Here is a 25,468-nt window from a genome sequence, read left to right as displayed (position 1 = left end):
AGGAGTCGCTCCATGAACCCTTCAACACTCAATCCGCAGCATCTGGGTGACCAGTTGTTCAACGCTCTGGTCGAGGCGCAGGCCATCGCGCCGCTGACCGAAAGCCATCCTGAGCTGACCCTGGAACAGGCGTATGAGATTCAGCAACACCTCATCAGCCGCCGCCTGGCCGGCGGTGAGCGAATCGTTGGCAAGAAAATCGGTGTGACCAGTCAAGCGGTGATGGACATGCTCGGCGTGCGTCAGCCGGATTTCGGTCAATTGACCGATGCCATGGTCGTCAATCCGGGCTCCAGCGTAGCTATGGCCGGGCTGATCCAGCCCAAAGCCGAAGGCGAAATCGCCTTTGTGCTCAAGCACGATCTGACCGGACCGGGCATCACGGTGGCCGACGTATTGCGCGCCACTGAAGGTGTGATGGCTTGTTTCGAGATTGTCGATTCGCGGATCCGCGACTGGAAAATAAAAATCCAGGACACAGTGGCGGACAACGCCTCGTGCGGCGTGTTTGTGCTCAGCGATCGGCTGGTCAGCCCACGGCATTTGGACCTGTACACCACGGGCATGGTGCTGGAGAAAAACGGTCGGATCGTCGGCACCGGGGCAGGGGCCGCAACCATGGGTTCACCGGCGATCGCCGTCGCCTGGCTGGCCAATACCCTGGGCCGTTTAGGGATGAGTCTCAAGGCCGGTGAAGTGATTCTTTCGGGTGCACTGTCGGCGATGGTGCCGGTGGTGGCGGGGGACAACCTGCGGGTCAGTATCGCGGGAATCGGCAGTTGCTCTGTGCGTTTTGACTGAGGATCTACAAGACTATGAACAAGAAAATCAAAGCAGCGATTATCGGCTCCGGCAACATCGGCACCGACCTGATGATCAAGATCCTGCGTAACGCCAAACACCTGGAAATGGCGGTCATGGTCGGCATCGACCCGGTCTCCGACGGTCTGGCCCGCGCCCAGCGCATGGGCGTGGCGGTCACCCATGAAGGGGTTGAAGGCCTGACCCGCATGGATGTGTTCAAGGATATCGACTTCGTCTTCGACGCCACCTCCGCCGGCGCCCACGTGAAGAACGATGCGTTTCTGCGCTCGATCAAACCCGGCATTCGCCTGATCGACCTGACGCCTGCGGCCATCGGTCCGTACTGCGTGCCGGTGGTCAACCTCGAACAAAACCTCGCTCAACTCAACGTCAACATGGTCACCTGCGGTGGCCAGGCGACCATTCCGATGGTCGCGGCGGTGTCGCGCGTGGCGAAGGTGCATTACGCCGAAATCGTCGCCTCGATCGCCAGCAAATCCGCCGGCCCCGGCACCCGTGCCAACATCGACGAATTCACCGAAACCACCTCCAAGGCCATCGAAGTGATCGGCGGCGCGGCCAAGGGCAAGGCGATCATCGTGATGAACCCGGCCGAACCGCCTTTGATGATGCGCGACACGGTGTTTGTGCTGTCCGAAGCCGCCGATCAGGCGCTGGTAGAAGATTCTATCGTCGAGATGACGGCCGCCGTACAGGCCTATGTGCCGGGCTATCGCCTCAAGCAAAAAGTCCAGTTCGACGTCATCCCCGAAGACGCTCCGCTGCACATCCCCGGCCTCGGCAAGTTCTCCGGACTCAAGACTTCGGTGTTCCTCGAAGTCGAAGGTGCCGCCCATTACCTGCCGGCCTACGCCGGCAATCTCGACATCATGACCTCCGCAGCCTTGGCCACCGCCGAGCGCATGGCGCAGTCGATGCTGAACGCCTGAGGAGACCGACATGACTTTTAACCCCGGCAAAAAACTCTATATCTCCGACGTCACCCTACGCGACGGCAGCCACGCGATTCGCCACCAGTATTCGATCCAGAACGTGCAGGACATTGCCCGCGCCCTGGACAAGGCCAAAGTCGACTCGATCGAAGTCGCCCACGGTGATGGCCTGCAAGGGTCGAGCTTCAACTATGGCTTCGCGGCGCACACCGATCTGGAATGGATCGAAGCCGCGGCGGACGTGATCAGCCACGCGAAGATCACTACGTTGTTGTTGCCCGGCATCGGCACGGTGCATGACCTGAAAGCGGCCTACAACGCCGGTGCCCGGGTGGTGCGCATCGCCACCCATTGCACCGAAGCAGATGTCTCGAAACAGCACATCGAATACGCCCGCGAGCTGGGCATGGACACCGTCGGTTTCCTGATGATGAGCCACATGATCCCGCCCGAGCAGTTGGCCGCCCAAGCCAGGTTGATGGAGAGCTACGGCGCGACCTGCGTGTACATGGCCGACTCCGGCGGGGCGATGAACATGCAGGACGTGCGCGAGCGTTTCCGTGCGTTCAAGGCTGTGCTCAAGCCGGAAACCGAAACCGGCATGCACGCGCACCATAACCTGAGCCTCGGTGTGGCCAACTCGATCACAGCGGTGGAGGAGGGCTGCGACCGTATCGATGCCAGCCTCGCCGGGATGGGCGCCGGTGCCGGCAACGCACCGCTGGAGGTGTTCATCGCCGCTGCCGAGCGCCTCGGCTGGAACCACGGCACCGATCTGTACACCTTGCTCGATGCCGCCGATGACATCGTCCGCCCGCTGCAGGACCGGCCGGTGCGGGTCGACCGTGAAACCCTGGCGTTGGGGTATGCCGGTGTCTATTCGAGCTTCCTGCGCCACGCCGAAATTGCCGCCGCCAAGTACGGCCTCAAGACCCTCGATATCCTCGTCGAGCTGGGCAAGCGGCGCATGGTCGGTGGGCAGGAAGACATGATCGTCGATGTGGCGCTGGATCTGCTCAAGCGCTGATCCCCTCACCCCGTAGGAGCCACCCTCGGTGATTTCATGTTTTTCATGTCGATTTTCATGAACCTTCAAAAACTTCTGAATTCGCTCGCGTGGCGAGCCCGCTGCAAAGTGACTTAGAGGTTGCGGTGATTACGTTTAATTATCTGATAAATAAGGATTTATCCTGTTTTTTAGGCTCCGCAAACGGACTGGCACAGTCGTTGCTCTCTTCAAATACAAAGGCAGTTTTTCCCAGGACATCAGCGTGTTGCGTGGTGTTCGCTGCTACTTCACCCCCCCCATAACAAGGTCTAACTCCCATGAGTCGATTCACCCAAGAAAACACCAGTAAATTCGTGCAGACCCCTGAGTGGAAAATGCATTACAACGAGGCCGGCGAAGGGCCGGTCGTGATCATGGTCCATGGTTCTGGTGCCGGTGCAACCGGGTGGGCCAACTTTCACCGCAACGTCGATGCTTTTGTAGACGCCGGCTACCGGGTGATCCTCATGGACTGCCCTGGCTTCGGCAAGTCCGATCCGCTGGTGACCGCTGAGCCGCGTTTTGTCATCAACGCCCGGGCGATCAAGGCCTTGATGGATGCCCTGGACATCGATAAGGCGCACCTGGTCGGTAACTCCATGGGCGGCGGCAGCGCGCTGGGCTTTGCCGTGCAATACCCGGAGCGCCTGGACAAGATGATCCTGATGGGGTCGGGCGGAGTGGGGCGCACCAGCCTGTTCACACCACTGCCGATGGAGGGCATCAAGTTGCTGTTCGGGGTGTACCGCGACCCGAGCCTTGAAAACCTGAAGAAGATGCTCGACGTGTTTGTCTACGACTCAAGCGCCCTCACCGAGGAGCTGATCAGCCTGCGTCACAAGAGCATTCTGGCCAACCCTCAGCACCTGGAAAACTTTCTCAAGAGCATCGATTTGAGCAAGTTCCAGATGGGCGATTTCACCGCGAACTTGCCCGACATCAAGCACCCGACCCTGATTACCTGGGGCCGCGACGACCGCTTCGTACCGATCGACTGGAGCCTGAAGCTGCTTAACGGCCTACCTGACGCGCGCCTGCATGTGTTCAGCCAATGCGGCCATTGGGCACAGTGGGAGCATGCTGATGCATTTAACCGTCTGGTGATCGATTTCCTCAACCACTAAGTCGTGGCGCCTGCCTCTCGTTGCCATAGCGACGAGAGGCAGGGCGGCGATGGCATTGCATCAAATCTCCTCGCTTGTGTTCTCCCTCCGCTGCATGCGCACGTTGAGTCGTGCGCCACTTTACGGTTTTGCTGAAAAGCCCCTTTGGCCGTGCGGGCTAAATCCGCTCGCACGCTTCTGTTGATAATCACGCACGCAGTTCAATGATCAGGAGCGGATATGCAGCCTTATGACGTTATCGTGCTGGGCAGTGGCAATGCCGGGCTTTGCGCGGCCCTTTCAGCCCGCGACCAAGGGGCCCGAGTGGCCTTGCTCGAACGTGCGCCGCAGGAACAGCGGGGCGGTAACTCGGCCCATACCGGCGGCGCTTTTCGCGTGGCGTACCAGGGTGTCGACGACTTGCGCCGGCTGATGCCGGACCTGTTGGATTCCGAGGTGCAAAACAGCGATTTCGGAGCCTACAGCCAGGACGATTTTTTCGCGGAGTTGGCCTCGATGAGTCAATACCGCTCCGACCCCGAAGTGCTGGACACGGTGGTGTCGCAGAGCCTGGATACCTTGCACTGGATGACCGGTAAGGGCGTACGTTTCATGCCGATCTACGGACGTCAGGCTTTCATGGTCGAGGGCAAGTATCGTTTTTGGGGCGGCCTGACCATCGAGGTTTCCGGCGGCGGTCTGGGGTTGGTCGATGCCCTGTTTCGTCGCGTCGAAAAAGAAGCGGTGGAGGTTTTCTACGGCTGCCGCACTCACCGCATCAGCCGCCATCCCGACGGCTTGTGGCAACTCGATTGCGCGGACGGTCGGCAGTTTTCCACCCGCTCGCTGGTACTCGCCACGGGAGGCTTTCACGCTAACCTGGAATGGCGCACCAAGTACCTGGGGCCGGGATGGGATCTGGCCAAGGTCCGTGGGTCGCGCTACAACACCGGTGACGGGATCCGCATGGCCATGGAGGTGGGCGCCGTGGCGCACGGGAACTGGTCCGGTTGCCACGCAGTGTTCTATGACGTCAACGCACCGCAAATGGGCGACCTCAACCGCCTAAACCAGCAAAAGAACTACTTCCACCTGGGTGTAGTGGTCAATGCGCACGGCAAACGTTTCGTTGATGAGGGCCAGGATTTTCGCAACTACACCTACTCCAGCATGGGCGCCAGCGTCATGGCGCAACCAGGGGGCGTGGCCTGGCAGATCTTTGACCAGCACAGCCACCACTTGCTGCCCGATGAGTATCGGGTACGCCAGGTGACGCGTCTCCAGGCAGACACGCTGCAAGGGCTGGTCGAGCAGATGGAGGGGGTCAACGGCAACGCGCTGCTGCAAACTCTGGAGACCTACAACACTGCCGTGCAGCTCGATGTGCCATTCAACCCGGCCATTCGTGACGGTAGAGCGACTCAAGGCCTGGCATTGCCCAAGTCGAACTGGGCCAACCCGCTGGATCGCCCGCCCTTCGTGGCCTACGCGGTGACCTGTGGCATCACTTTCACGTTCGGCGGCTTGAAGGTCAACAGCCAGGCCCAGGTGCTGGACGAAGAGGATCAACCGATTGACGGGCTCTACGCCGCGGGCGAGTTGGTGGGCAATCTCTACTACGTCAAATACGCCGGTGGGGCGGGGCTGACATCGGGTTCGGTGCTGGGACGTATCGCAGGTGCAGAGGCCGCTGTTCAGCGAAAGGCGCATTGAGAAATGCGTCGTTTACGATGGCAAGCAATCGAGCGCCTGACGTCAGGTCATAAGTTGATAGGCGGGTTGGCTCTGGCTGCGGGAATATTCATTGTGTCTGCCCACTTTTCTTTTGATGAAAGTGATCGACTGTTGCCTCAGGGGATAGCCAATATCGATTTGTTCGCGATTGAAACGTGCAGGGCAGAATCCGAACCGGATCAAAAATCAGCTTCCCGCCATGCGCTCGCTACGACTCCCGGAGCTTGTCTGGGGCAACAAACAAGTCATGAGCTGCAGGATGAAATGGAGAGCGCCAAGGCTTATTGTCGACAGTTCGAATACCAGGGCGGGGCTCAATGGATGCCGCATAGTTTTTGAGCACTATCAGCAACAGCATGTGGGGGCATTTGCTAAAGGTTGTTCATTGTCTGGCCCTCTTGGCCTGAGGCTTTAAGCAAGCACTCGCGAAAGTCCACAACGGCATTGTCGATGTAGGGTTCATCGCGCCAGCAGACACCAATGCAGCCTTCTGCATCCATTTCAAAGTTCAAGGCCTTGACCAGGCCACGATTAGTGAAGTGCTCTGCGACCCGGCCGGAGGCTATCGAAAGCATGTCGCTGGTTTGCAGCAGCCACAGATTAGCCATTAGCGATGACGACTCGACCCGACTTGGCAAGGGTTTGAGCCCCGCGTTGCTCAAAGCCGAGTCCAGACGCTGGCGAATGGGCGTTCCCTCCGGCCAGAGAATCCAGTCGAACTTATAGAGATCGTCCCAGCAAAGGTCCGACTTCAAGGTCAATGGGTGGCCGGGGCGGGCGATGACCTGCATGGGCTCGCGAAACAGCATCTGGCTGTTCAGCGTTTGCCGCGGCTGATAGCTGTCGAGACGCCCGACGACCAGGTCCAGTTGGCCAAGCTCCAACCGTTCGAGCAGTACGTTCATGGTGCTCTCTTGCAGAGAGATATGTGCCCGAGGGTGCATGGTCAGGAAATGAGCGATGGCATCGGGTACCAGGCTGGGCGCCGATGCAGGCGAAGTACCGATGGCGATGTTCGGCGCGTTGCCTTCCTTGAGCGCATCCATGTTGTTCTGAGCACGCTCCATCTCACTCAGGATGCGTCGCACGTGGTTGATCAGCAGCTCGCCCTGGACCGTTGGGCGCAACCCGCGAGCGTGGCGCTCGAACAGCGTGGCACCGGCATCTTCCTCCAAGTCCTTGAGCCATTTCGACAGGCCGGGCTGGGTGGTATTGGCGGTGCGGGCGGCGTCGCTGACGCTGCCGGTTTCGGCGAGGCTGATCAATAGCTGCAGGTGTCGCAGGCGCAAACGGGTTGTCCAGGTCATGGTGCTCATATACGTAAAAAAGTATGGATGCATCGGAAAATATCATTATTCGAGTAAGGCTGGCAGGTTTTTAATGGGCCAACGCCGGTGGTAGCTGCATGCCAGCGCAACCTGCTTGCCGTGGTCAGCATGACCCACCCTTTTACCTGGAGCCCTCCCATGAGCTACGTATTCGAGCCACAAGCCCCTGTGACCCTGGAGGTCGCTGGCAGTGAGCAAAAGTTTGCGGTACGCCGCGTTTATTGCGTAGGCCGTAACTACGCCGCTCACGCCCGTGAAATGGGCTTCGATCCCGACCGCGAGCCGCCGTTCTTCTTTTGCAAACCCGCCGATGCGGTGATTTCGGTTGCCTATTACCAGCCCCTGGAACTGCCTTATCCGGCCGAAACCAGCAACTACCACTATGAAATCGAGCTCGTCGTGGCCATTGGTAAGGCGGGTCGCGATATTCCGCTGGAGCAGGCGAACGACTATGTGTATGGCTATGCCGTTGGCCTGGACATGACCCGCCGTGACTTGCAGATGAAAATGCGCGAAATGGGCCGCCCGTGGGAAATCGGCAAGGCATTCGATGCGTCGGCGCCGATCGGCCCATTACACCCGGCGAGCCAGATCGGCCACCCGAGCCAGGCCGGTTTGTGGCTGCAGGTCAACGGCACCGATAAGCAACGCAGCGATATCGACAAGCTGATCTGGTCGGTACCGGAAACCATCAGCTATCTCTCGCGCTTCTTCGAACTGCAGCCTGGCGACTTGATCATGACCGGTACACCTGAAGGTGTGGGGCCAGTGGTGGTCGGCGAGCGCATGACCGGAGGCGTAGAGGGATTGGGCGAGATCCAGGTCGACATCGTTTAATACGTTCCGGGGTCGGCTCCACGCCGTCGACTCCGAATCGAATTTCCAATACGTGGCCCGCACAATTGGCAGGCCCGGAGGATTAGCTCATGTCTTCCACCGATAACAATAAAAGTGTGGACGTACAGGATTTCATCGACAGCCGACCGGTCAGCCGCTTTCAGTGGATGATTCTAGGGTTGTGCTTTCTGGTGACGGCCATTGATGGCCTTGATACTGCCGCCGTCGGTTTCATCGCCCCGGCCCTGCGTGACGAGTGGGGTTTGACTTCTGCGCAACTCAATCCGGTACTCGGTGCGTCATTGCTGGGCCTGATGCTCGGCGCTTTCATCGCCGGCCCGCTGGCTGACCGTTTCGGCCGCAAAACCATTCTGCTGGTTTCCGTTTTGTTCTTCGGCGGCTGGAGCCTCGCTGCCTGCGCCTCACAAGATGTCTTGAGCCTGACCGCCATGCGGTTCCTGACCGGCCTCGGCTTGGGTGGTGCCATGCCCCAAGCGATCACCTTGACCTCTGAATACTGCCCGCAACGCCGTCGCTCGTTGATGGTCACCACGATGTTCTGCGGATTCACGCTGGGATCAGCGCTCGGAGGCGTGATTGCTGCCCAGATGGTACCGCTCTACGGTTGGCGAAGCGTGCTGTTTCTGGGTGGCGTATTACCACTGTTGTGCCTGCCGATTCTCTACGTGTTCTTGCCTGAGTCAGTGCGATTCCTGGTGCAGCGCGCGGCGCCTGCGAAGAAGATCAGCGCCATTTTGCAACGCATCTCGGGGCAGCCTCTGTCAGGTAATCCGCGATACGACATTCATGACGGTGTCGGTGAATCCAACAATCTCCAATCACCGGTTCGGCAAATTCTCAGTGGTAGCCATCGCACAGGAACCTTGCTGCTGTGGAGTTCATTTTTCATGAGCCTGCTGATCATCTACATGATGACCAGCTGGTTGCCGATCCTGATCAAGGACACCGGCCTTTCACTGAGCCAGGCAGCTAGGGTCAGCGCCATGTTTCAGGTTGGTGGCACCCTGGGGGCCATTCTCCTGGGCGCAGCGATGGACCGATTCAACCCCTTCCGGGTGCTGGTCTGTGCCTATATCACCGGCGCTTTCTGCTTGATGCTTATCGGTCTGTTTCACGATCAGTTCACCCTGTTGACCATCGGGGTGTTCGGCATGGGCTTTTGCATCAGCGGTTCGCAAGTCGGGGCCAACGCCCTGGCAGCGAGTTTCTATCCGACCACCATGCGTTCAACCGGGGTCAGTTGGGCCCATGGTGTCGGCCGCATCGGCTCGGTCATCGGTACGTTGGGCGGTGGCTGGATGCTTGGCATGGGCATGGGCTTCAACGGCATTTTTACCGTCCTGATGTTGCCCGCCTTGGTGGCCGGCACCGCGATTTTCGTGATGGGCCTGTGTTACAGCCGCTCGCTGGCGCAACCGTCAATCGCCGCTCATTGATACATCATAGGAATTTGTCACCATGAAGCTCTACAGTTTCTTCAATAGCTCCACCTCCTACCGAGTGCGTATCGCGCTCGCGTTGAAGGGGCTGCCTTACGACTACCAGGGCATCAACTTGCGTGAGGGCCAGCAGTACAGTCCTGCTCATCGCGAGCTGAGCCCGATTGGCGGTGTGCCGGTGCTTGATGCAGATGGCAACCTGTTGACCCAATCCCTGGCCATCATCGACTACCTCGACCGCCAATACCCCGAGCCGAGCCTGATCCCGTTCGATGCCCTGCAGCGTGCCCGCGTCCTGGAAATCACCAACCTGATTGGCTGCGATGTTCACCCGGTGAACAACGTACGTGTGCTCAATTACCTGCAGAACGTATTGGCGGTCACTGTCGAGCAAAAGTCAGCCTGGTACAAACACTGGGTCGCCGAAGGTCTGAGTGCTGTTGAAGCACTGCTGCAACGCAATGACAGCGGCAACTATTGCGTGGGTGACAAACCGGGCCTGGCTGAATGCTGCCTGGTACCGCAGGTGGCCAATGCCGAGCGCATGGGCTGCGACCTGTCCAGCTACCCGCGGATCATGGCCGTGTATCGCCATTGCCTGGAGCTACCAGCCTTCGAGGCCGCTGCACCTGCACGACAACCCGATTTCATTGCATGACTTATCCGCAGGCTTCGCTGCCCATTCAGGAAGCCTGCGCTGCAACATACTGGAGACTCGTATCATGACTGCACAAAACCAAGGACAGTCGATTATCGTCGTCGGCGGCGGCATCGGTGGCCTCGCAGCCGCTCAAGCGTTGACCCAGCAAGGTATCGCAGTGCTGCTGCTGGAGCAGGCTGACCACATCGGCGAGATCGGTGCTGGCATCCAGCTTGGCCCGAATGCGTATGCCGCGCTCGACGCGCTGGGCGCGGGAGCCGCAGCCCGCAGCCGCTCGGTATTCACTGACCACCTGATCATGATGGATGCTGTCGATGCCCACGAAGTGGCCCGCATCGATGTCGGCCAAGCGTTTCGCGATCGCTTCGGCAACCCTTATGGAGTGATCCACCGTGCCGACATTCATCTGTCGATTCTTGAGGCGGTGCAAAACAATCCGCTGATTCAGTTCAAGACGTCCGTGCGTATCGAACAGATCGAGCAGGATGACAATGGCGTGACCCTGACCGACCAAAATGGCACCGTCTACCGCGCTGATGCGGTGATCGGCTGCGATGGCGTTCGTTCGGTGGTGCGCGATGCCTTGCATGGCGAGCCGCCGTGCGTGACCGGGCATGTGGTGTATCGCGCGGTCGTGGAGGAAAAAGACATGCCCGAGGACTTGCGCGTCAACGCGCCGATGCTCTGGGCTGGTCCGCGTTGCCACCTGGTGCATTACCCGTTACGCGGTGGCAAGCAATACAACCTGGTGGTCACTTTCCATAGCAATCAACAGGAAGAGTGGGGCGTTACCGAAGGCAGCAAGGAGGAGGTACTTCGCTACTTCGAGGGTATCCACCCGCGTCCACGCCAGATGCTTGATCGCCCGACCTCATGGCGTCGATGGGCCACCGCAGACCGTGATCCAGTGGAAAAATGGGGCGAAGGCCGCGTCACCATCCTTGGCGATGCTGCTCACCCAATGACTCAATACCTGGCTCAGGGTGCGTGCAGTGCACTGGAAGACGCCGTGGTGCTGGGGCAGGCTATCAAACAATGCAATTTTGACCTGACGGCAGCCTTCCTCTTGTACGAAACCATCCGCATCCCGCGCACGGCCCGGATCCTCTGGTCGGCTCGCGAGATGGGGCGCCTCTATCACGCCAAAGGTGTCGAGCGCCAAGTGCGCAACCAGCTGTGGGAGGGGCGTACGCAGGAGCAGTTCTACGACGCCATACAGTGGCTGTATGGCTGGAGCCTCGACAACTGCATGAAGCACTGACCCGGTCATTGCTTCCCTTGACGCCAGCGCGGGTCTTCGACTTTGAACCGGGCCCGCGCATTGCCACTTATTTGAAAGAGGATACGTAGCCATGTCCAATCATGATGGACTTGAACAGGCCCCCGTTCACAACGCCATGGCACCGGACGACACACCCGAACTGCGCCAGTTGTATGCCGACTTTGAAGCCGGACACATGATGCCGCTGTGGACGCAGATCGGTAACCTGATGCCCAAACACCCCATGCCGTGCGCCGTTGCGCATGTCTGGAAATGGTCCGACCTGTACCCATTGGCCAAGCGCTCCGGCGACCTGGTACCGGTCGGTCGCGGTGGCGAGCGCCGGGCCATTGGCCTCGGCAATCCGGGGCTCGACGGCCGCCCTTATATCAGCCCGACCTTATGGTGCGCCATCCAGTACCTGGGCCCACGTGAAACGGCACCCGAACATCGCCACGCACAAAACGCCTTCCGTTTCGTGATCGAGGGCGAGGGCGTCTGGACCGTGGTCAACGGCGATCCAGTGCGCATGAGTCGGGGTGACCTGTTGTTGACCCCGGGCTGGAACTTTCATGGTCACCAGAACGTGAGCGACCACCCGATGGCCTGGATCGATGGTCTGGACATCCCGTTCTCCTTTCAAAACGATGTTGGCTTCTTTGAATTCGGCTCGGAGAAACTGACAGACCTCACCACGCCTGAGTACTCGCGTGGCGAACGTCTGTGGTGCCATCCGGGTCTGCGACCGTTGTCGGGCCTTGCGAACACCGTCAGCTCACCCATCGGCGCCTATCGTTGGGAGCACACCGACCGTGCGCTCGCCGAGCAGTTGCGACTCGAGGAGGAGGGCTACGCCGGAGTCCTGGAAAAAGGTCATGCGGCGGTGCGCTACATCAATCCCACCACCGGGGGGGATATCATGCCTACTATCCGTGCCGAGTTTCATCGCTTGCGTGCTGGCGCGCTGTCGGCCGAGCGTCGGGAAGTGGGTTCGCGTGTCTTCCTGGTGTTCGAGGGCAAGGGACAGGTGGTTCTGGATGGCGTCATGCGACGGCTGGAAAAAGGCGACCTCTTCGTTGTTCCGTCCTGGATCACCTGGTCGCTGCAAGCTGAAAGTCAATTCGACCTTTTCAGTTTCTCCGATGCACCGATCATGGAACGACTGCACTTCGACCGCACAATGGTCAATGGCCAGTTGGTCTGACAGGGCTTTGCAGGGCTACCATGCCTGCACCCGCACAGACACTGTTGAAATGCAGGTCGAGCCGGTTCGACCTGCAAATTCCGAGAACATTTTTCCGAGTAATGCTGACAGCTGTGTGCCGATTAGCGAATCAACGATCCATAGTGCCGGCAGCCCCGAAGGTCTCCCGCAGACAGTTGCCATGACACAGCCCCGATACTCTTGGGACGCTGCGCCCTAAGAGTCATCCCTTTCAAGGTCATTGCGCCTTGGCCGCCTTGAGCACTCGACCCGGAGCCAGCGGCTGGGCGAATTTCAATCGCAACATCGAGTCGCTGACCTAGGCCGGATACCGGGTGATCCTGATGGACTGCCCGGGCTGCCGGTTCGCGTTCCGACCTCAACGCCTGTGCACTCAAAGGTTTGCTCGATGTGCTGGGCCTGGATCGGGTGGAGAGAGTTTATTCGTGCCGATGCCGACCTAAGGCATCTAGTCGAATCCGCCCGGGAATAAAACGGCCCCCATCTATACGACTTCAATCAACTTGACGAGTCCGGTGGCAAAAGTTTTTGCGCTGCCGGGATAACGCTGTCATCCATCGGAGCGCCGGTGCCGGGAGGGCTTTCTATTATCGGGTCGTGTCAGTGGCGACGCACTTGGGTGCGCCGTTGGAAATGGGTATCGGTGACCAAGTGCCGTACCTGACGAAGTTCTTTGCCTGAGATGCCAACCGATGAAACCAGTACGCCAATGAAGGTTGGTAACTGATGCCTGCTATGGAGTTGATCGCTCATGAGTGATGCGATGTACCGAGTCATCCTGAAGGTCGCCGCGCCGGGTTTTAGCGGAAGGGATTTCGGCGGATATACCCTTTCGTGTGAGCAAGGTGGCCGGAAGTGAGTGCCTATCTGCAATGCCTGTCGCATACCCCACTGGTCGGTCATGTCGACCCGCTTCCAGCGGTTCTGGCCGAGGTCGATGGCGTGGTGGGCGACGCCCGGCAGCGGATCACACAGTTCGATCCGGAGCTGGTGATCCTGTTCGCACCGGATCACTACAACGGCTTTTTCTATGACGTGATGCCATCGTTCTGCATTGGCATGGCCGCCCATGCCATCGGTGACTTCGGCACCGCTGCCGGTCCGCTCAGTGTTCCCAGGGATCTGGCCGAAGCTTGCGCCACGGCGGTACTCGATGCTGGCGTGGACACGGCCGTTTCCTACTGCATGCAGGTCGATCACGGCTTTGCCCAACCGCTCGAACTGCTGCTCGGCGGGCTCGAGCGTTGCCCGGTAATCCCGGTCTTCGTCAACTCGGTGGCCATCCCGCTGCCGGGTTTCCAGCGGGCCCGCCTGCTTGGCGAGGCCATCGGGACTTTTGCCCGCACACTGAATAAACGGGTCCTGTTCCTTGCATCCGGCGGTCTGTCGCATCAGCCACCGGTGCCGGAACTGGCCAAAGTGGATGCCCGCCTGGCCGACCGACTGATGGGCAGCGGCCGAAACCTGCCGGCCGATGAGCGTGAAGCGCGCCAGCAGCGGGTCATCCTCGCGGCTCAACGCTTCATCGAAGACCCGAGCTCGCTGCACCCGCTTAACCCGGAATGGGATCAGCAGTTCCTCGACATTCTGGCCGAAGGGCGCCTTGCCGAACTGGACGGATTGGGCAATGCCGAGCTGTCTGCTCTCGCCGGTAAATCCACTCACGAAGTGAAAACCTGGGTGGCGGCTTTCGCTGCGCTCTCGGCCTTTGGCCCCTATCAGGCAAACGACCGTTACTACCGTCCGATTCCCGAATGGATCGCAGGCTTCGGCTCGCTCAGTGCCCAACCGTCGGTCTGAAGCGACTGCGTAATGCCATTCTCTGAACTCAAGGAGTTAGCCAATGAGAGAAACATCCCAAGCCCTGACCGAAGCGTCCAGCAGCAAGTTCGCTCGTATCAACGAAGGCGATCTTGAGCTGAACATCCATTACAACGACTGCGGCCAAGGCGCCGAGACAGTAGTGATGCTGCACGGTTCTGGTCCGGGCGCCAGCGGCTGGGCCAACTTCAACCGCAACATCGAGCCATTGGTCGAGGCCGGCTACCGGGTGATCCTCATGGATTGCCCAGGCTGGAGCAAGAGCGACTCCATCGTTTGCACCGGCTCACGCTCGGATCTTAATGCCCGCGTGCTGGAAGGCCTGCTCGATGTGCTGGGCCTTGAGCGAGTGCATATTCTCGGCAACTCCATGGGTGGTCACAGCGCTGTCGCCTTCGCTCTGGCCAACCCGCAGCGGGTCGGCAAACTGGTGCTGATGGGCGGCGGTACCGGTGGTGCGAGTTCGTTTGTGCCAATGCCGACCGAAGGCATCAAGTTGCTGCAGGGGCTGTACCGCGAGCCGACCGTCGAGAACCTGAAGAAGATGATGAACGTCTTTGTCTTCGACACCAGCGACCTCACTGAAGAGCTGTTCCAGACTCGCCTGGACAACATGCTGTCACGTCGGGACCACCTGGAAAATTTCGTCGAGAGCCATTCCATCAATCCGAAACAGTTCCCTGACTTCGGTCCGCGCCTGGGCGAAATCAAGGCGCAGACGTTGGTTATCTGGGGTCGTAACGATCGCTTCGTGCCGATGGACACCGGCCTGCGCCTGATTGCCGGCATCCCCAATTCCGAACTGCACGTGTTCAACAGCTGCGGCCACTGGGCGCAGTGGGAGCACGCCGGCACCTTCAACCGCATGGTGCTGGATTTCCTGAGCCACTGATCGAGCACCTGGCGCTGGCGGACTTCGGTTCCTCCCACTCCAGCGCCAGGCATGCCCGATACCCTCTTGGCAGGGTATCGGGCGAAGCTTGAGCAGCGCGCAATCTCTGAGGTGAGTTATGAGTGTTACCCAACAGACCCTGGATCAACTGGCCAGCGCCTTGCGCCAGGCCCAGGCCAGCGGTGAAGCGATCGAACCGCTGCGCGAGCAGATTGGCGAAACCAATGCCGAGGCCGCTTACGCCATCCAGCGGCTCAACGTCGCCCATGCCGTGGCCAGCGGTCGGCGCGTGGTCGGCCGCAAGATCGGCCTGACTAATCCCAAGGTGCAATGTCAATTGGGTGTGGATCAGCCGGACTTCGGCACCTTGTTCGCCGACATGTGCTACGGCGACAACCAGGTGGTGCCGTTCGCCAGTGTGCTGCAACCGAAGATCGAAGCCGAGATCGCGCTGATCCTGGAGCGCGACCTGCCAAGCCTCGACACCACGTTTGCCGACGTAATGGCGGCCACCGGCTGGGTCATCCCGGCACTGGAAATTGTTGGCAGTCGGGTCCAGGGCTGGAACATCCGCTTCGTCGATACCGTGGCTGACAACGCCTCCAGTGGCTGCTTCGTGCTCGGCGGTCCAGCCCGTCGCCTGGAAGGCCTCGATCTGCGTCTGGCAAGCATGCGCATGACCCGCAACGGTGAGGAGGTTTCCAGCGGCAGCGGCGCCGAATGCCTGGGCCATCCGCTCAATGCCGCGGTCTGGCTGGCTCGGACCATGGCGCGTTTGGGTGAACCGCTCAAGGCCGGTGACATCATTCTCACTGGCGCGCTGGGGCCGATGGCACCGGTAGCGGCGGGCGATCGATTCGAGGCCGAGATCGAAGGTATCGGTCGTGTCGGTGTGGACTTCAAGGTAGAGAGTAGCGCCGAGTGATCGGCGACTTGCGTGCACAAAAGGTAAACACCATGAAAAAACTCAAAGTCGCCATCGTCGGCTCCGGCAACATCGGCACCGATCTGATGATCAAAATCCTGCGTAACGCCAGGCATCTGGAAATGGCGGTCATGGTCGGCATCGACCCGGCCTCGGACGGCCTGGCCCGCGCCCAGCGCATGGGCGTGGCCACCACCCATGAAGGGGTCGAAGGCCTGACCCGCATGGACGAATTCAAGGACATCGACTTCGTCTTCGACGCGACCTCGGCCGGCGCTCACGTGAAGAACGATGCGTTTCTGCGCTCGATCAAACCCGGCGTCCGCCTGATCGACCTGACACCCGCCGCCATCGGCCCGTACTGTGTACCAGTGGTCAACCTGGAACAGAACCTCGACCAGTTCAACGTCAACATGGTCACCTGCGGCGGTCAGGCAACCATCCCGATGGTCGCGGCGGTATCGCGCGTGGCCAAGGTGCATTACGCCGAGATCATCGCCTCGATCGCCAGCAAATCCGCCGGTCCCGGCACCCGCGCCAATATCGACGAGTTCACCGAGACCACCTCCAGGGCCATTGAATTGATCGGCGGCGCGGCCAAGGGTAAGGCGATCATCATCATGAACCCGGCCGAGCCGCCTTTGATGATGCGTGACACGGTGTTTGTTCTATCCGAGGCGGCTGATCAGGCGCTGGTCGAAGCCTCTATCGTCGAGATGGCTGCCGCCGTTCAAGCCTATGTGCCGGGCTATCGCCTCAAGCAAAAGGTCCAGTTCGACGTCATCCCTGAAGATGCACCACTGAACATCCCCGGCCTCGGAAAGTTCTCCGGACTCAAGACTTCGGTGTTCCTCGAAGTCGAAGGTGCCGCCCATTACCTGCCGGCCTACGCCGGCAATCTCGACATCATGACCTCCGCTGCCTTGGCCACTGCCGAGCGCATGGCGCAGTCGATGCAACAGGCCTGAGGAGAACTTCATGAACGGTAAAAAACTCTACATCTCCGACGTTACCCTGCGCGATGGCAGCCACGCCATTCGTCACCAGTACTCGATTCAGAACGTGCAGGACATCGCCCGCGCCCTGGACAAGGCCAGGGTCGACTCGATCGAAGTCGCCCACGGCGACGGCCTGCAAGGTTCGAGCTTCAACTACGGCTTCGCTGCACACACCGATCTGGAGTGGATCGAAGCGGCCGCCGATGTGATCAGCCACGCCAAAATCACCACCCTGTTGTTGCCCGGCATCGGCACGGTGCATGACTTGAAAGCGGCCTACAACGCCGGTGCCCGGGTGGTGCGCATCGCCACCCATTGCACCGAAGCGGATGTCTCGAAACAGCACATCGAATACGCCCGCGAGCTGGGCATGGACACCGTCGGTTTCCTGATGATGAGCCACATGATCCCGGCCGAGCAGTTGGCCGCGCAGGCCAAGTTGATGGAGAACTACGGTGCCACCTGCGTCTACATGGCCGACTCCGGCGGAGCGATGAACATGCAGGACGTGCGCGAGCGCTTCCGTGCGTTCAAGGCGGTGCTCAAACCGGAAACCGAAACTGGCATGCACGCTCACCACAACCTGAGCCTCGGCGTGGCCAACTCCATCGTCGCGGTGGAAGAGGGCTGTGATCGTATCGACGCCAGCCTTGCGGGCATGGGCGCCGGTGCCGGCAACGCGCCGCTGGAGGTGTTCATCGCCGCTGCCGAGCGCCTCGGCTGGAACCACGGCACCGACCTCTACACCTTGCTCGATGCCGCCGACGACATCGTTCGCCCGCTGCAGGACCGGCCGGTGCGGGTCGACCGTGAAACCCTGGCGTTGGGGTATGCCGGTGTCTATTCGAGCTTCCTGCGCCACGCTGAAATCGCCGCCGCCAAGTACGGCCTCAAGACCCTCGACATCCTTGTTGAGTTGGGCAAGCGGCGCATGGTCGGCGGTCAGGAAGACATGATCGTCGATGTTGCGCTGGACTTGCTGGCCACCACCAGGTCCTGATCCGGGTACTGGTTCCCCCGGCGGGCAGTCGCCCGCCGGTGGGTCATCGCAAGCGTGTTGGCCAGGGACTCTCGGCCTGGCCACCCTCTACAGGAGTTCGTCATGCTGGCCAACCTGTCCCTGAAAAACAAACTACTGCTCACCATCCTGCCGCTGACGTTGCTGATCTATCTGGCGACAATACTGTTGGTCTACCAGTCGAGTCGCACCTCTACCGAGGCACTGGCAGAAGTCGCGGTGGACGCCATCGTCCATCAACAAGCCGCCGAGATTGCCGCCTGGTTTGACAGCGCGCTGCAAGGCGTGCGGACCAGTGCTGACCTGCTGTCGCGGGAAACAGTCGACGGCAAGCTGGTGGACAGCCGCATCGCTGATCAGTTGCTCGAATCGTTGTTGCAGAACAGCCCGCAGGCAAGCGCCGCCTGGTGGTTACCAGCGCAAACCGGCGACACGCTGTATTGGCTGCGTGGCGAGCAGGGCGTGCAGCCGGCCCCGGGCGCCTCGCGTGAGGCGGTACGCGAGGCGCTGGGAACTATGGGTGGCGAGCGCGAAAGTGTCGCGCCGCCGCGTGCGTTACCTGGCCTTTCTGCATCGCGACCGGTGATCCTCGTGCAAGTGCCGGTGCGCGTGAACGGGCAGTTGATCGGCATACTGGGTTTGGGCCTGGATGCCGATCAACTGCAGCGGCGAGTCGCCCGACTGCGCCCTTTGGATGTAGGTCTGGCGGCGTTGACGGCCTTTGATACGACGCTGGTCGCTCATCCTGATCCGACGCGTGTGGGCCGCCGTTCGGCCGATACCGAAGCGGATTTTCTGGGCGACCACTTGCAGTCGATGATCGACGCAGTGCGCAATGGCAAGTCCCTGTCCCTGCGCTTCGTCTCCCCAGCGATGCGCGAAGAAGTCTTCATGCTCGCGGTGCCGGTCGTCATCGGCAATACCGCTACACCCTGGTCGTTCGGCGTCGCCCTGCCCAGTGCGGCGGTGCTCGGTGGAGTCAAGACCCTCGCGATCGAGATGCTCATTCTCGGCAGCGTCGCCGTGCTGCTGGTCGGTGGTCTGATCCTGTTGCTTGGCCAAGCCATGGCGCGACCGCTGAATGCAGTGGTGCAGGCCATTGCGCAGTTGGCCTCGGGCGAGGCGGACCTGCGGTCGCGCCTGCCGGTCAAGGGGCGCGACGAACTGGCAACCCTGGCGCGTGAACTCAATGGCTTCCTTGGCACCATGGCCGATCTGGTGGGAGAGATCAAAGGCAACAGCGAGTCCCTGCAACAGACCTCCACCAGCCTGCAGCAGGAAAGCCAGTCCACCGGCGTCGTGGTCGATACCCAGCGAGATGAAATCGGTCAGTTGGCCACCGCTATGCAGCAGATGGCCGTGACCGTAGAGGAGGTGGCCGCCAATGCCGTTCAGGCTGCACAGGCCACCCAGGAGGGGGATCTGGCGGTGGCGCAGGGGCAGGCCACGGTGGCCCGGTTAAGCAGCGCCATCGTCGAGGATGCGCAGTTGCTCGGACAGATTTCCCGGCTGACTGGACAACTGGACCAAGCCAGCCAGGCCATTGGCGTAGTGGTGGCGGTGATCCGTGATATAGCCGAGCAAACCAATCTGCTGGCACTCAATGCGGCGATCGAGTCGGCGCGGGCCGGCGAGCAGGGCCGTGGTTTCGCTGTAGTTGCCGACGAAGTGCGCGCCCTGGCGCGGCGCACGCACAGCTCGACCGAGGAAGTCGGCAAGAGCATCGGCATGATCCAGGACAGCACGCGCAGTGTGGTGGCGATGGTCCAGAAGAGCCGCGACACCTCGCAGGCAAATGTTGTCAACGCGCGTGAGGCCGGCATGGCACTGCGGCGCATCACCGAAATGATTGGCCAGGTGCGCGACATGAGCCGGCAGATTGCCACGGCTACCGAGCAGCAGGCCACCACCAGTGAACAGCTGTCGAAAAGCCTGGTGAGCATCGCCAGTTCCGCGCAAAGCGCTTCACAGAGTGCTGGCCAGGTTCACCAGCGCAGTCACCACCTGCAGACCTTGGCGGGACGCCTTGACGGTTTGGTGAGCCGTTTTCGACTGTGATTCGCGCCTGCGGTGTGTGGCGGACCGGTAACGGTTCGCAACGCGCCCGTTGCTCCGAAAAATGCCCGCATCGACATTAATCGGCGCCCAAGGGACAAGTCAGGCAGTGCCGGGATAGTCCCCTGTTCGGCCATGACTTTAGAGTCGAACTGCCTCAGTCGTCAGCGATAGACGACGCTAACCCGGCGGAATCGACCCATGTCAAAACTTATAAAAATCGATCAAACCACGGCCTTGCCGGTGTCGCCCGCGACCCTCGGTCAACGTGCCTTGCATGCCCTGATGGCGGCGCTTCCGTGGGCGATCATCGGCGGCCTGCTGTGGGCCGGTCTGTTCATCAAACCGCAGCCGGTGGGCGCCACGGTGACGCCGCCGCTGCTCGAACGACGGGACCATTTCTACGGTCTGGCCCTGACCCCGGACGGTGAAGTCTGGGCCAGCGGCTCGAATGGCAAGATCCTCGCCTTCGCTGCGGACGGCCAGTTACGCCGCCTGGCCACGCCGACCGAGCGCACTCTGCAGGACATCGCCGCATGGGACAGCAGCCATGCCGTGGCGGTCGGCAACGACGGTGTTGTGCTGTTCAGCCTGGATGGCGGTCGTCTCTGGCAAGCGGCGGCCAATGTGCCGCGTTCGCAGATCGCCAACAAGCTCAACCGCGTGCGTATCGCTGCGGGCGGCCTGGCCATTGCCACCGGCGAGATGGGTGCATTGCTGATCAGCCATGACTATGGCCAGAGCTGGCTGCGCTTGCGCGAGGAAGAAGACGTTGCCTGGAACGATGTGGCCATCCTCGACGGCGGTCGGCTGGTGGTGGTCGGCGAGTTCGGCCGCATCCTGCGCAGCGATGACCTCGGTCAGCACTGGGAAGCAATCGAAGCGCCGCTGCCCGGCTCGCTGATGTCGGTGCAGTTTCGCGATGCACAGATTGGCGTGGCGGTCGGCCTGGAAGGTGCGCTGCTGGTGACCAGCGATGCTGGTCGGCATTGGCAGAACATCGACCTGGGCATAGGCGATCACCTGTTCGACGTGCTGTGGAGCCCGACGCAAGCCCGCTGGTTCGCTACCGGCTCGCTGGGACGCTGGGTGAGTGGCAGCGGCGAGGCCGACAGCTGGAAGGTCGGCGTTCTGGATGACCGCAACTTGTCCTGGCACACCCGTGCCCTGGCCGTCGGCAACGATCTCTGGCTGGCCGGCGCCGACCTTGGTCGCTGGAACGGCCGGCGCTGGTCGCCTCTGAAACCCTGATCCCTGCCATGGCCCACTTCATCCGAGAAAACAGCATGATCGAACATATTGCCGAATTCTGTATCCGCCGACGCGCCTGGGTGGCTGGTGTGCTGCTCGCACTGACCCTGACGCTGGGCTGGTTCGCCCTGCACATCGAAGTCCGCACGGTATTCGAGGACATGCTGCCGTCGCGTCACGAATACGTGCAGACCCACGAGAAATTCAAAGACACCTTCGGCGGCTCGAACATGGTCACCATCATGTTTGAGGTCGATCAGGGCGATATCTTCCGCACCGACGTGCTCGATAAGGTGCGCAATGTCACCCTTGGACTGCGCGAAGTCTCTGCGGTCAACCCCTACCAGATCACCTCTCTGGCCTCGAAGAAGCTCAAAGAGGTACGTGCCTCCACCGTTGGCATCGAGAGTCGCCCGCTGATGTGGCCGGACCTGCCGGCCAACGCCGAGGCGATGGCCGAGCTGAAGCAGGCGGTACTGCGTAACCCGCTGGTGTATGGCCCGTATGTGTCCAAGGACCTGCAGGCGACCCTGATCACCGTCGACTTCATCGACCAACAGGTCGACTACGCCAAGGTGTTCAGCGAGATCCGCGGTCTGATCGCCAAGGTCGACGATGGCAGCGTGAAAATTCGCGTAGCCGGCGACCCGATCCTTTACGGGTGGGTTGGCCATTACTTGCCGCAAACCCTGCAATTGGTGATCGGTGCCCTGACGCTGACCCTGATCCTGCTCTTTGTTCTCCTGCGTACCTGGCGTGGCGTAAGTCTGCCGTTGCTCGCCGGCGCGGTCAGTGCGCTGTGGGCGCTGGGCATCTGCCGTCTGCTGGGCATCAACTTCGAGCCGCTGGTCATTGTCGTGGCGATGCTGATCACCTCTCGGGCGGTGTCGCACTCGGTGCAGATCGTCAACCGTTTCGATGACGAAATCGAGCTGCTTGCACCCGGTGCCGATATCTCCCGCATCGCCGCCCGGGTCGCTCTGGCGGATCTGTTCCGCCCCGGCATGCTCGGGGTGATCGCCGATGCTGCCTGTATGGCGGTGGTCGCACTCAGTCCGATTCCGATGCTGCAGAAACTCACTGTGCTGTCGGTGGTCTGGGTGTCGACGCTGACCATCAGTGCGGTGATCCTCACCCCGGTGCTGCTGTCCTTCATCCGCAAGCCGCACGGCACCGCGCACCCGATCAACTGCTTGCCGGTACTACGCAAGGTGCTCGACCTGAGTGTTTGGGTCAGCCTGTCGAAAGCCCGTTACTGGGTGCTCGGTGGCAGCCTGCTGGTGGTGCTCAGTGCCGGCGTGTACTCGCTGAACCTGAAGATCGGCGACGCCAACCCCGGTTCGCCGATCCTCTGGCCGAACTCGCCATACAACCTCGACTCTGCTGCGATCAACGCCCGCTTTGATGGGGTCGACCGGATGTTCGTGGTGCTCGGCGAGGACGGCCATGCCGGTCTGGTCAAGCGCAACGACGCGCTGAAGGCGATGAACAGCTTCCAGCGTTTCATGGAAGCGCAACCGGAGATCGGCGGCTCGGTCTCGATCTCCGACGTGCTGCCGCTGGTCAACAGCAGCCTGCGCGAAGGCAACCCACGCTACCTCGAACTGGCCGATAGCGAGGGCCTCAACGGCAGCCTGATGGCCATGCTCGACTCGATTTCCGAGCCGGGCGATACCTCGCGATTTGCCGATGACCAGTACGCCAACGGCTCAGTGACACTGATGTTCCGCGATCGTCAGGGCGAGACCATCCGGACCGCCGTGGAGCGGATCAAGGAGTTCATCGCCAGCCATCCGCTCAGTGAAGGTCACTGGCAACTCGCGGGCGGCCTGGTCGGTGTGATGGCGGCGATCAACGAAATCATCCTGTCCAGCCAGATCGAGGCCATCGCCCTTGCCCTGCTGGTACTCGCCGTTCTCTGCACCCTGGTCTACCGCTCCAGCATGGCCGGCATGCTGTTCATGGTCCCGGTGATCATCTCCAACATGCTGACCTTCGCCTTCATGACCTGGAAGGGCATCGGCATGAACATCAACACCGTACCGGTGGCTGCGCTCGGCATTGGTCTGGGTGTGGACTACGCGTTCTACATCGCCGACCGGATCAAGGAAGAAGTCGCCGCTGGCGCCAGCGCCGAGGAGGCGGTCCGCAGAGCTCTGCATTCGGCCGGTATGGGTGTGATCGTCACCGCCAGCGTGCTGATCCTCAGCACCCTGCTGTGGTGGATGTCGTCGCTGCGCTTCCAGGCGGAAATGGGCCTGCTCATGGCCATCTGGCTGAGTGCCTCGGCGTTCTGCGCGTTATTCGTCATGCCATCGCTGATCTATGTGTGCCGCCCGCGCTTCATCTTTGGCGAGCGGTCACAGGCATCGGTCGCTGCACCCGCTTCGGCGTGTCAGCTGACCTGAGACGAGATTCCCAAAACAACAACCAACGGTTCCTCGCTGCCACCATCTCTTGGGGAGACATCATGAGCAAACACCACAACCCGGGCGCATGCATGCGCGCACCGATCGACAAACTCGCTTTAGCGATCGCGCTGAGTACGCTGGCCATGCCACTGCTGGCTGAGGACAGCTTCAAATACGATGGTTATCTGCGCGAAGAACTGTCGTGGAACGCCAAGAACTGGGAGGACACACCGAACTACAACGACAAGGGCAAACTGTCGATGGCGCGCAGCACCGCGCGGCTCAATCTGGATTGGCAGGCCACCGACAAGGTCTCGGTCGTCGCCAAGCTGCGTGCCTCGCGCGAGGTCAAGACCGGCTTCCTCGAACATCTGGAGGACATGGGCGCGAACAACTACCACCACGCCGATGGCCAAGGCGACATCATGGATCTCTACAACAAGCAGGAGATCCGTGAGCTGTACGTCGACTTCCCGGTTGGCGAACGCACCTCGTTCCGTATCGGCAAGCAGCAGATCGCCTGGGGCGAAACCGATTTTTTCGCCGCCAACGATCTGGTGCATGGCTTCGACTACACCTGGCGCAGCTTCCTCGAGCCAGCCAACGAGGAGCTGCGCAAGACCAACAACATCATCAAGATGAATGTCGATGTGCCCGAGCTGGACGGTGGCCTGGAAGTCTTCGTCCGCCCTGGCCTGGATCGCAAAGAGGACATCGGCACCGAGATCGACATCTATGGCGGACGCTGGTCGAGCCAACCCTATGCCGGTGTCGATTTTCGCAACATTGACCCGTACAACTTTGAAAACGACGAGGGCGACTACCGCGATTTCACCGGTGGCTTGCGGTGGAGCGGTATGGTTGGCGACACCAACTACTCGTTGTCGTACCTGAAGACCTTCTACAACTCGCCTATCCTCAATGCGTCGAACAACCTCGCCATCATCGGCCAGCCGAACACGCCGTCCGGCGCGGTCACCCATGGCACCGACCAGACGCGTGGCGTCGCCGGCGAAGTGATCTATCCGATCGTCGATATCTTCGGTTTCAGCGCCAGCCGCTACTCAGAACTGGCCGATGCGGTGCTCAGCACCGAGGTGGCCTACATCAAGGATGCGCCTTACCAGATCGAACTCTCCACGCCAACGCTGATCAGCCAGATCGTTGCGCCCGGCTTCGACGGTTTCACCCGCAAGGACGTGGTTGCCATGATGCTGCGCATGGACAAGAACATCGCTGCCACCCAGACCCTGTTGGGCACGGAAAAGCCAATGTTCTTCTCGGTGCAGTTGTTCGACAAATGGGTACAGAACTTCGACAAGGACGATCAGCTGCTCTACAGCGTCGGCTGGGGCGGCAAGGTCAAGGAACACTCGGTCCTCGCTACTACCATCTTCGACCTCAGCTACGGCAGCGGCCGCATCCACCCGAACCTGGTACTGGGCGCTGACCTGAGCAACGGCGGCGGCTTCGCCGTGCCGTCGGTGACATTCGAGCTGACCAGCAAATGGCGCTGGAAGGTCGAATACGACGCCTTTTGGGACGACGCGTCGCGCAACAGTGACAAGTGCACTGCGCCGAACGCCGCGACCTGTGACAGCACCACCATGTTCGGTTACTTCCACAACCGCGATCAGCTGTACACCAGCCTGACCTACCTCTTCTGAGCCACGCCGGAGATTT

21 protein-coding genes and 2 pseudogenes are annotated in these 25,468 nt (G+C 60.8%); 22 read left to right on the top strand and 1 reads right to left on the bottom strand.

The genetic code is table 11. From position 1 onward, the window contains the following. Window positions 1-12: 12 nt before the first annotated feature. The 6 genes from dmpE (at window position 13) to AB4Z35_RS08380 (ending at window position 5,981) form a co-directional block, all read left to right on the top strand. The gene (gene dmpE, locus AB4Z35_RS08405; protein WP_442096649.1) at window positions 13-801 is read left to right on the top strand and encodes a 2-oxopent-4-enoate hydratase; all 789 of its coding nucleotides are present in this window, start codon (window positions 13-15) and stop codon (window positions 799-801) included. Window positions 802-815: 14 nt separating this feature from the next. Next, window positions 816-1,754, top strand: a complete 939-nt coding sequence (locus AB4Z35_RS08400; RefSeq protein ID WP_442096648.1) for an acetaldehyde dehydrogenase (acetylating) — start codon at window positions 816-818, stop codon at window positions 1,752-1,754. A gap of 10 nt (window positions 1,755-1,764) precedes the next feature. Continuing rightward, a complete protein-coding gene (gene dmpG / locus AB4Z35_RS08395) occupies window positions 1,765-2,784 on the top strand; it encodes a 4-hydroxy-2-oxovalerate aldolase (RefSeq protein WP_442096647.1) in 1,020 nt (339 codons plus the stop codon). A 299-nt stretch (window positions 2,785-3,083) separates the two neighbouring features. Then, window positions 3,084-3,929 carry an alpha/beta fold hydrolase gene (locus AB4Z35_RS08390; protein ID WP_442096646.1) on the top strand — a complete coding sequence of 282 codons (846 nt, stop codon included), beginning with the start codon at window positions 3,084-3,086 and terminating at the stop codon, window positions 3,927-3,929. A gap of 219 nt (window positions 3,930-4,148) precedes the next feature. After that, window positions 4,149-5,621: an FAD-dependent tricarballylate dehydrogenase TcuA gene (tcuA, locus tag AB4Z35_RS08385; protein WP_442096645.1), complete on the top strand. Its 1,473-nt coding sequence runs from the start codon at window positions 4,149-4,151 to the stop codon at window positions 5,619-5,621. A 3-nt stretch (window positions 5,622-5,624) separates the two neighbouring features. Next, window positions 5,625-5,981: a hypothetical protein gene (locus AB4Z35_RS08380; RefSeq protein ID WP_442096644.1), complete on the top strand. Its 357-nt coding sequence runs from the start codon at window positions 5,625-5,627 to the stop codon at window positions 5,979-5,981. A gap of 32 nt (window positions 5,982-6,013) precedes the next feature. Here AB4Z35_RS08380 and AB4Z35_RS08375 read toward each other — a convergent pair whose 3' ends face one another. Beyond that, the gene (locus tag AB4Z35_RS08375; RefSeq protein ID WP_442096643.1) at window positions 6,014-6,949 is read right to left on the bottom strand and encodes a LysR substrate-binding domain-containing protein; all 936 of its coding nucleotides are present in this window, start codon (window positions 6,947-6,949) and stop codon (window positions 6,014-6,016) included. Between the two features lie 159 nt (window positions 6,950-7,108). On the opposite strand from AB4Z35_RS08375, the gene AB4Z35_RS08370 reads away from it, so the two are divergent. The 16 genes and pseudogenes from AB4Z35_RS08370 to AB4Z35_RS08295 all read left to right on the top strand — a co-directional run bounded on the left by AB4Z35_RS08370 (window position 7,109) and on the right by AB4Z35_RS08295 (window position 25,452). Beyond that, window positions 7,109-7,807: a fumarylacetoacetate hydrolase family protein gene (locus AB4Z35_RS08370; protein WP_442096642.1), complete on the top strand. Its 699-nt coding sequence runs from the start codon at window positions 7,109-7,111 to the stop codon at window positions 7,805-7,807. Between the two features lie 89 nt (window positions 7,808-7,896). Then, window positions 7,897-9,264 carry an MFS transporter gene (locus AB4Z35_RS08365; RefSeq protein ID WP_442096641.1) on the top strand — a complete coding sequence of 456 codons (1,368 nt, stop codon included), beginning with the start codon at window positions 7,897-7,899 and terminating at the stop codon, window positions 9,262-9,264. 22 nt (window positions 9,265-9,286) lie between these two features. Continuing rightward, window positions 9,287-9,925: a maleylacetoacetate isomerase gene (gene maiA / locus AB4Z35_RS08360; RefSeq protein WP_442096640.1), complete on the top strand. Its 639-nt coding sequence runs from the start codon at window positions 9,287-9,289 to the stop codon at window positions 9,923-9,925. Between the two features lie 64 nt (window positions 9,926-9,989). Next, entirely contained in the window at window positions 9,990-11,189 is a 1,200-nt protein-coding gene (locus AB4Z35_RS08355; RefSeq protein WP_442096639.1) for a 3-hydroxybenzoate 6-monooxygenase, read from the top strand. Window positions 11,190-11,280: 91 nt separating this feature from the next. Next, window positions 11,281-12,393, top strand: a complete 1,113-nt coding sequence (locus AB4Z35_RS08350) for a cupin domain-containing protein (protein WP_442096638.1) — start codon at window positions 11,281-11,283, stop codon at window positions 12,391-12,393. 269 nt (window positions 12,394-12,662) lie between these two features. Next, window positions 12,663-12,825, top strand: a pseudogene (locus AB4Z35_RS08345) (alpha/beta fold hydrolase); the annotation flags it as partial. Window positions 12,826-13,269: 444 nt separating this feature from the next. Further along, window positions 13,270-14,214 (top strand): 3-carboxyethylcatechol 2,3-dioxygenase, encoded by a 945-nt coding sequence (gene mhpB / locus AB4Z35_RS08340; RefSeq protein WP_442096637.1) that lies wholly within the window; start codon window positions 13,270-13,272, stop codon window positions 14,212-14,214. 43 nt (window positions 14,215-14,257) lie between these two features. Further along, window positions 14,258-15,127, top strand: a complete 870-nt coding sequence (locus AB4Z35_RS08335; protein WP_442096636.1) for an alpha/beta fold hydrolase — start codon at window positions 14,258-14,260, stop codon at window positions 15,125-15,127. 118 nt (window positions 15,128-15,245) lie between these two features. Further along, on the top strand, window positions 15,246-16,052 hold the full coding sequence (gene mhpD, locus AB4Z35_RS08330; protein WP_442096635.1) for a 2-keto-4-pentenoate hydratase: 807 nt from the start codon (window positions 15,246-15,248) through the stop codon (window positions 16,050-16,052). A gap of 32 nt (window positions 16,053-16,084) precedes the next feature. Further along, window positions 16,085-17,020, top strand: coding sequence for an acetaldehyde dehydrogenase (acetylating) (locus AB4Z35_RS08325; RefSeq protein ID WP_442096634.1), 936 nt, complete (start codon window positions 16,085-16,087; stop codon window positions 17,018-17,020). A gap of 10 nt (window positions 17,021-17,030) precedes the next feature. After that, complete coding sequence (gene dmpG, locus AB4Z35_RS08320) at window positions 17,031-18,050, top strand: 4-hydroxy-2-oxovalerate aldolase (protein ID WP_442096633.1); 1,020 nt, start codon at window positions 17,031-17,033, stop codon at window positions 18,048-18,050. 102 nt (window positions 18,051-18,152) lie between these two features. Next, window positions 18,153-19,259: pseudogene (locus AB4Z35_RS08315) on the top strand (HAMP domain-containing protein); the annotation flags it as partial. Between the two features lie 15 nt (window positions 19,260-19,274). Further along, complete coding sequence (locus AB4Z35_RS08310) at window positions 19,275-20,126, top strand: methyl-accepting chemotaxis protein (protein ID WP_442096779.1); 852 nt, start codon at window positions 19,275-19,277, stop codon at window positions 20,124-20,126. 198 nt (window positions 20,127-20,324) lie between these two features. Beyond that, on the top strand, window positions 20,325-21,374 hold the full coding sequence (locus tag AB4Z35_RS08305; RefSeq protein WP_442096632.1) for a YCF48-related protein: 1,050 nt from the start codon (window positions 20,325-20,327) through the stop codon (window positions 21,372-21,374). Between the two features lie 35 nt (window positions 21,375-21,409). Beyond that, window positions 21,410-23,782: an efflux RND transporter permease subunit gene (locus AB4Z35_RS08300; RefSeq protein ID WP_442096631.1), complete on the top strand. Its 2,373-nt coding sequence runs from the start codon at window positions 21,410-21,412 to the stop codon at window positions 23,780-23,782. Between the two features lie 62 nt (window positions 23,783-23,844). Further along, on the top strand, window positions 23,845-25,452 hold the full coding sequence (locus AB4Z35_RS08295; RefSeq protein ID WP_442096630.1) for a DUF1302 family protein: 1,608 nt from the start codon (window positions 23,845-23,847) through the stop codon (window positions 25,450-25,452). The last annotated feature ends 16 nt before the right edge of the window (window positions 25,453-25,468 follow it).

It is taken from the genome of Pseudomonas sp. KB_15 (genome assembly GCF_052114525.1).
In the GTDB taxonomy this organism is placed as follows: domain Bacteria; phylum Pseudomonadota; class Gammaproteobacteria; order Pseudomonadales; family Pseudomonadaceae; genus Aquipseudomonas.
This window is presented reverse-complemented; position numbering and strand designations above follow the sequence as displayed.

What these genes read in the sequence shown, in the direction of transcription:
- dmpE (WP_442096649.1), top strand. Translation starts at nt 13, where the DNA reads ATGAACCCTTCAACACTCAATCCGCAGCATCTGGGTGACCAGTTGTTC.
- AB4Z35_RS08400 (WP_442096648.1), top strand. Translation starts at nt 816, where the DNA reads ATGAACAAGAAAATCAAAGCAGCGATTATCGGCTCCGGCAACATCGGC.
- dmpG (WP_442096647.1), top strand. Translation starts at nt 1,765, where the DNA reads ATGACTTTTAACCCCGGCAAAAAACTCTATATCTCCGACGTCACCCTA.
- AB4Z35_RS08390 (WP_442096646.1), top strand. Translation starts at nt 3,084, where the DNA reads ATGAGTCGATTCACCCAAGAAAACACCAGTAAATTCGTGCAGACCCCT.
- tcuA (WP_442096645.1), top strand. Translation starts at nt 4,149, where the DNA reads ATGCAGCCTTATGACGTTATCGTGCTGGGCAGTGGCAATGCCGGGCTT.
- AB4Z35_RS08380 (WP_442096644.1), top strand. Translation starts at nt 5,625, where the DNA reads ATGCGTCGTTTACGATGGCAAGCAATCGAGCGCCTGACGTCAGGTCAT.
- AB4Z35_RS08375 (WP_442096643.1), bottom strand. Translation starts at nt 6,949, where the DNA reads ATGACCTGGACAACCCGTTTGCGCCTGCGACACCTGCAGCTATTGATC.
- AB4Z35_RS08370 (WP_442096642.1), top strand. Translation starts at nt 7,109, where the DNA reads ATGAGCTACGTATTCGAGCCACAAGCCCCTGTGACCCTGGAGGTCGCT.
- AB4Z35_RS08365 (WP_442096641.1), top strand. Translation starts at nt 7,897, where the DNA reads ATGTCTTCCACCGATAACAATAAAAGTGTGGACGTACAGGATTTCATC.
- maiA (WP_442096640.1), top strand. Translation starts at nt 9,287, where the DNA reads ATGAAGCTCTACAGTTTCTTCAATAGCTCCACCTCCTACCGAGTGCGT.
- AB4Z35_RS08355 (WP_442096639.1), top strand. Translation starts at nt 9,990, where the DNA reads ATGACTGCACAAAACCAAGGACAGTCGATTATCGTCGTCGGCGGCGGC.
- AB4Z35_RS08350 (WP_442096638.1), top strand. Translation starts at nt 11,281, where the DNA reads ATGTCCAATCATGATGGACTTGAACAGGCCCCCGTTCACAACGCCATG.
- AB4Z35_RS08335 (WP_442096636.1), top strand. Translation starts at nt 14,258, where the DNA reads ATGAGAGAAACATCCCAAGCCCTGACCGAAGCGTCCAGCAGCAAGTTC.
- mhpD (WP_442096635.1), top strand. Translation starts at nt 15,246, where the DNA reads ATGAGTGTTACCCAACAGACCCTGGATCAACTGGCCAGCGCCTTGCGC.
- AB4Z35_RS08325 (WP_442096634.1), top strand. Translation starts at nt 16,085, where the DNA reads ATGAAAAAACTCAAAGTCGCCATCGTCGGCTCCGGCAACATCGGCACC.
- dmpG (WP_442096633.1), top strand. Translation starts at nt 17,031, where the DNA reads ATGAACGGTAAAAAACTCTACATCTCCGACGTTACCCTGCGCGATGGC.
- AB4Z35_RS08310 (WP_442096779.1), top strand. Translation starts at nt 19,275, where the DNA reads ATGGCCGATCTGGTGGGAGAGATCAAAGGCAACAGCGAGTCCCTGCAA.
- AB4Z35_RS08305 (WP_442096632.1), top strand. Translation starts at nt 20,325, where the DNA reads ATGTCAAAACTTATAAAAATCGATCAAACCACGGCCTTGCCGGTGTCG.
- AB4Z35_RS08300 (WP_442096631.1), top strand. Translation starts at nt 21,410, where the DNA reads ATGATCGAACATATTGCCGAATTCTGTATCCGCCGACGCGCCTGGGTG.
- AB4Z35_RS08295 (WP_442096630.1), top strand. Translation starts at nt 23,845, where the DNA reads ATGAGCAAACACCACAACCCGGGCGCATGCATGCGCGCACCGATCGAC.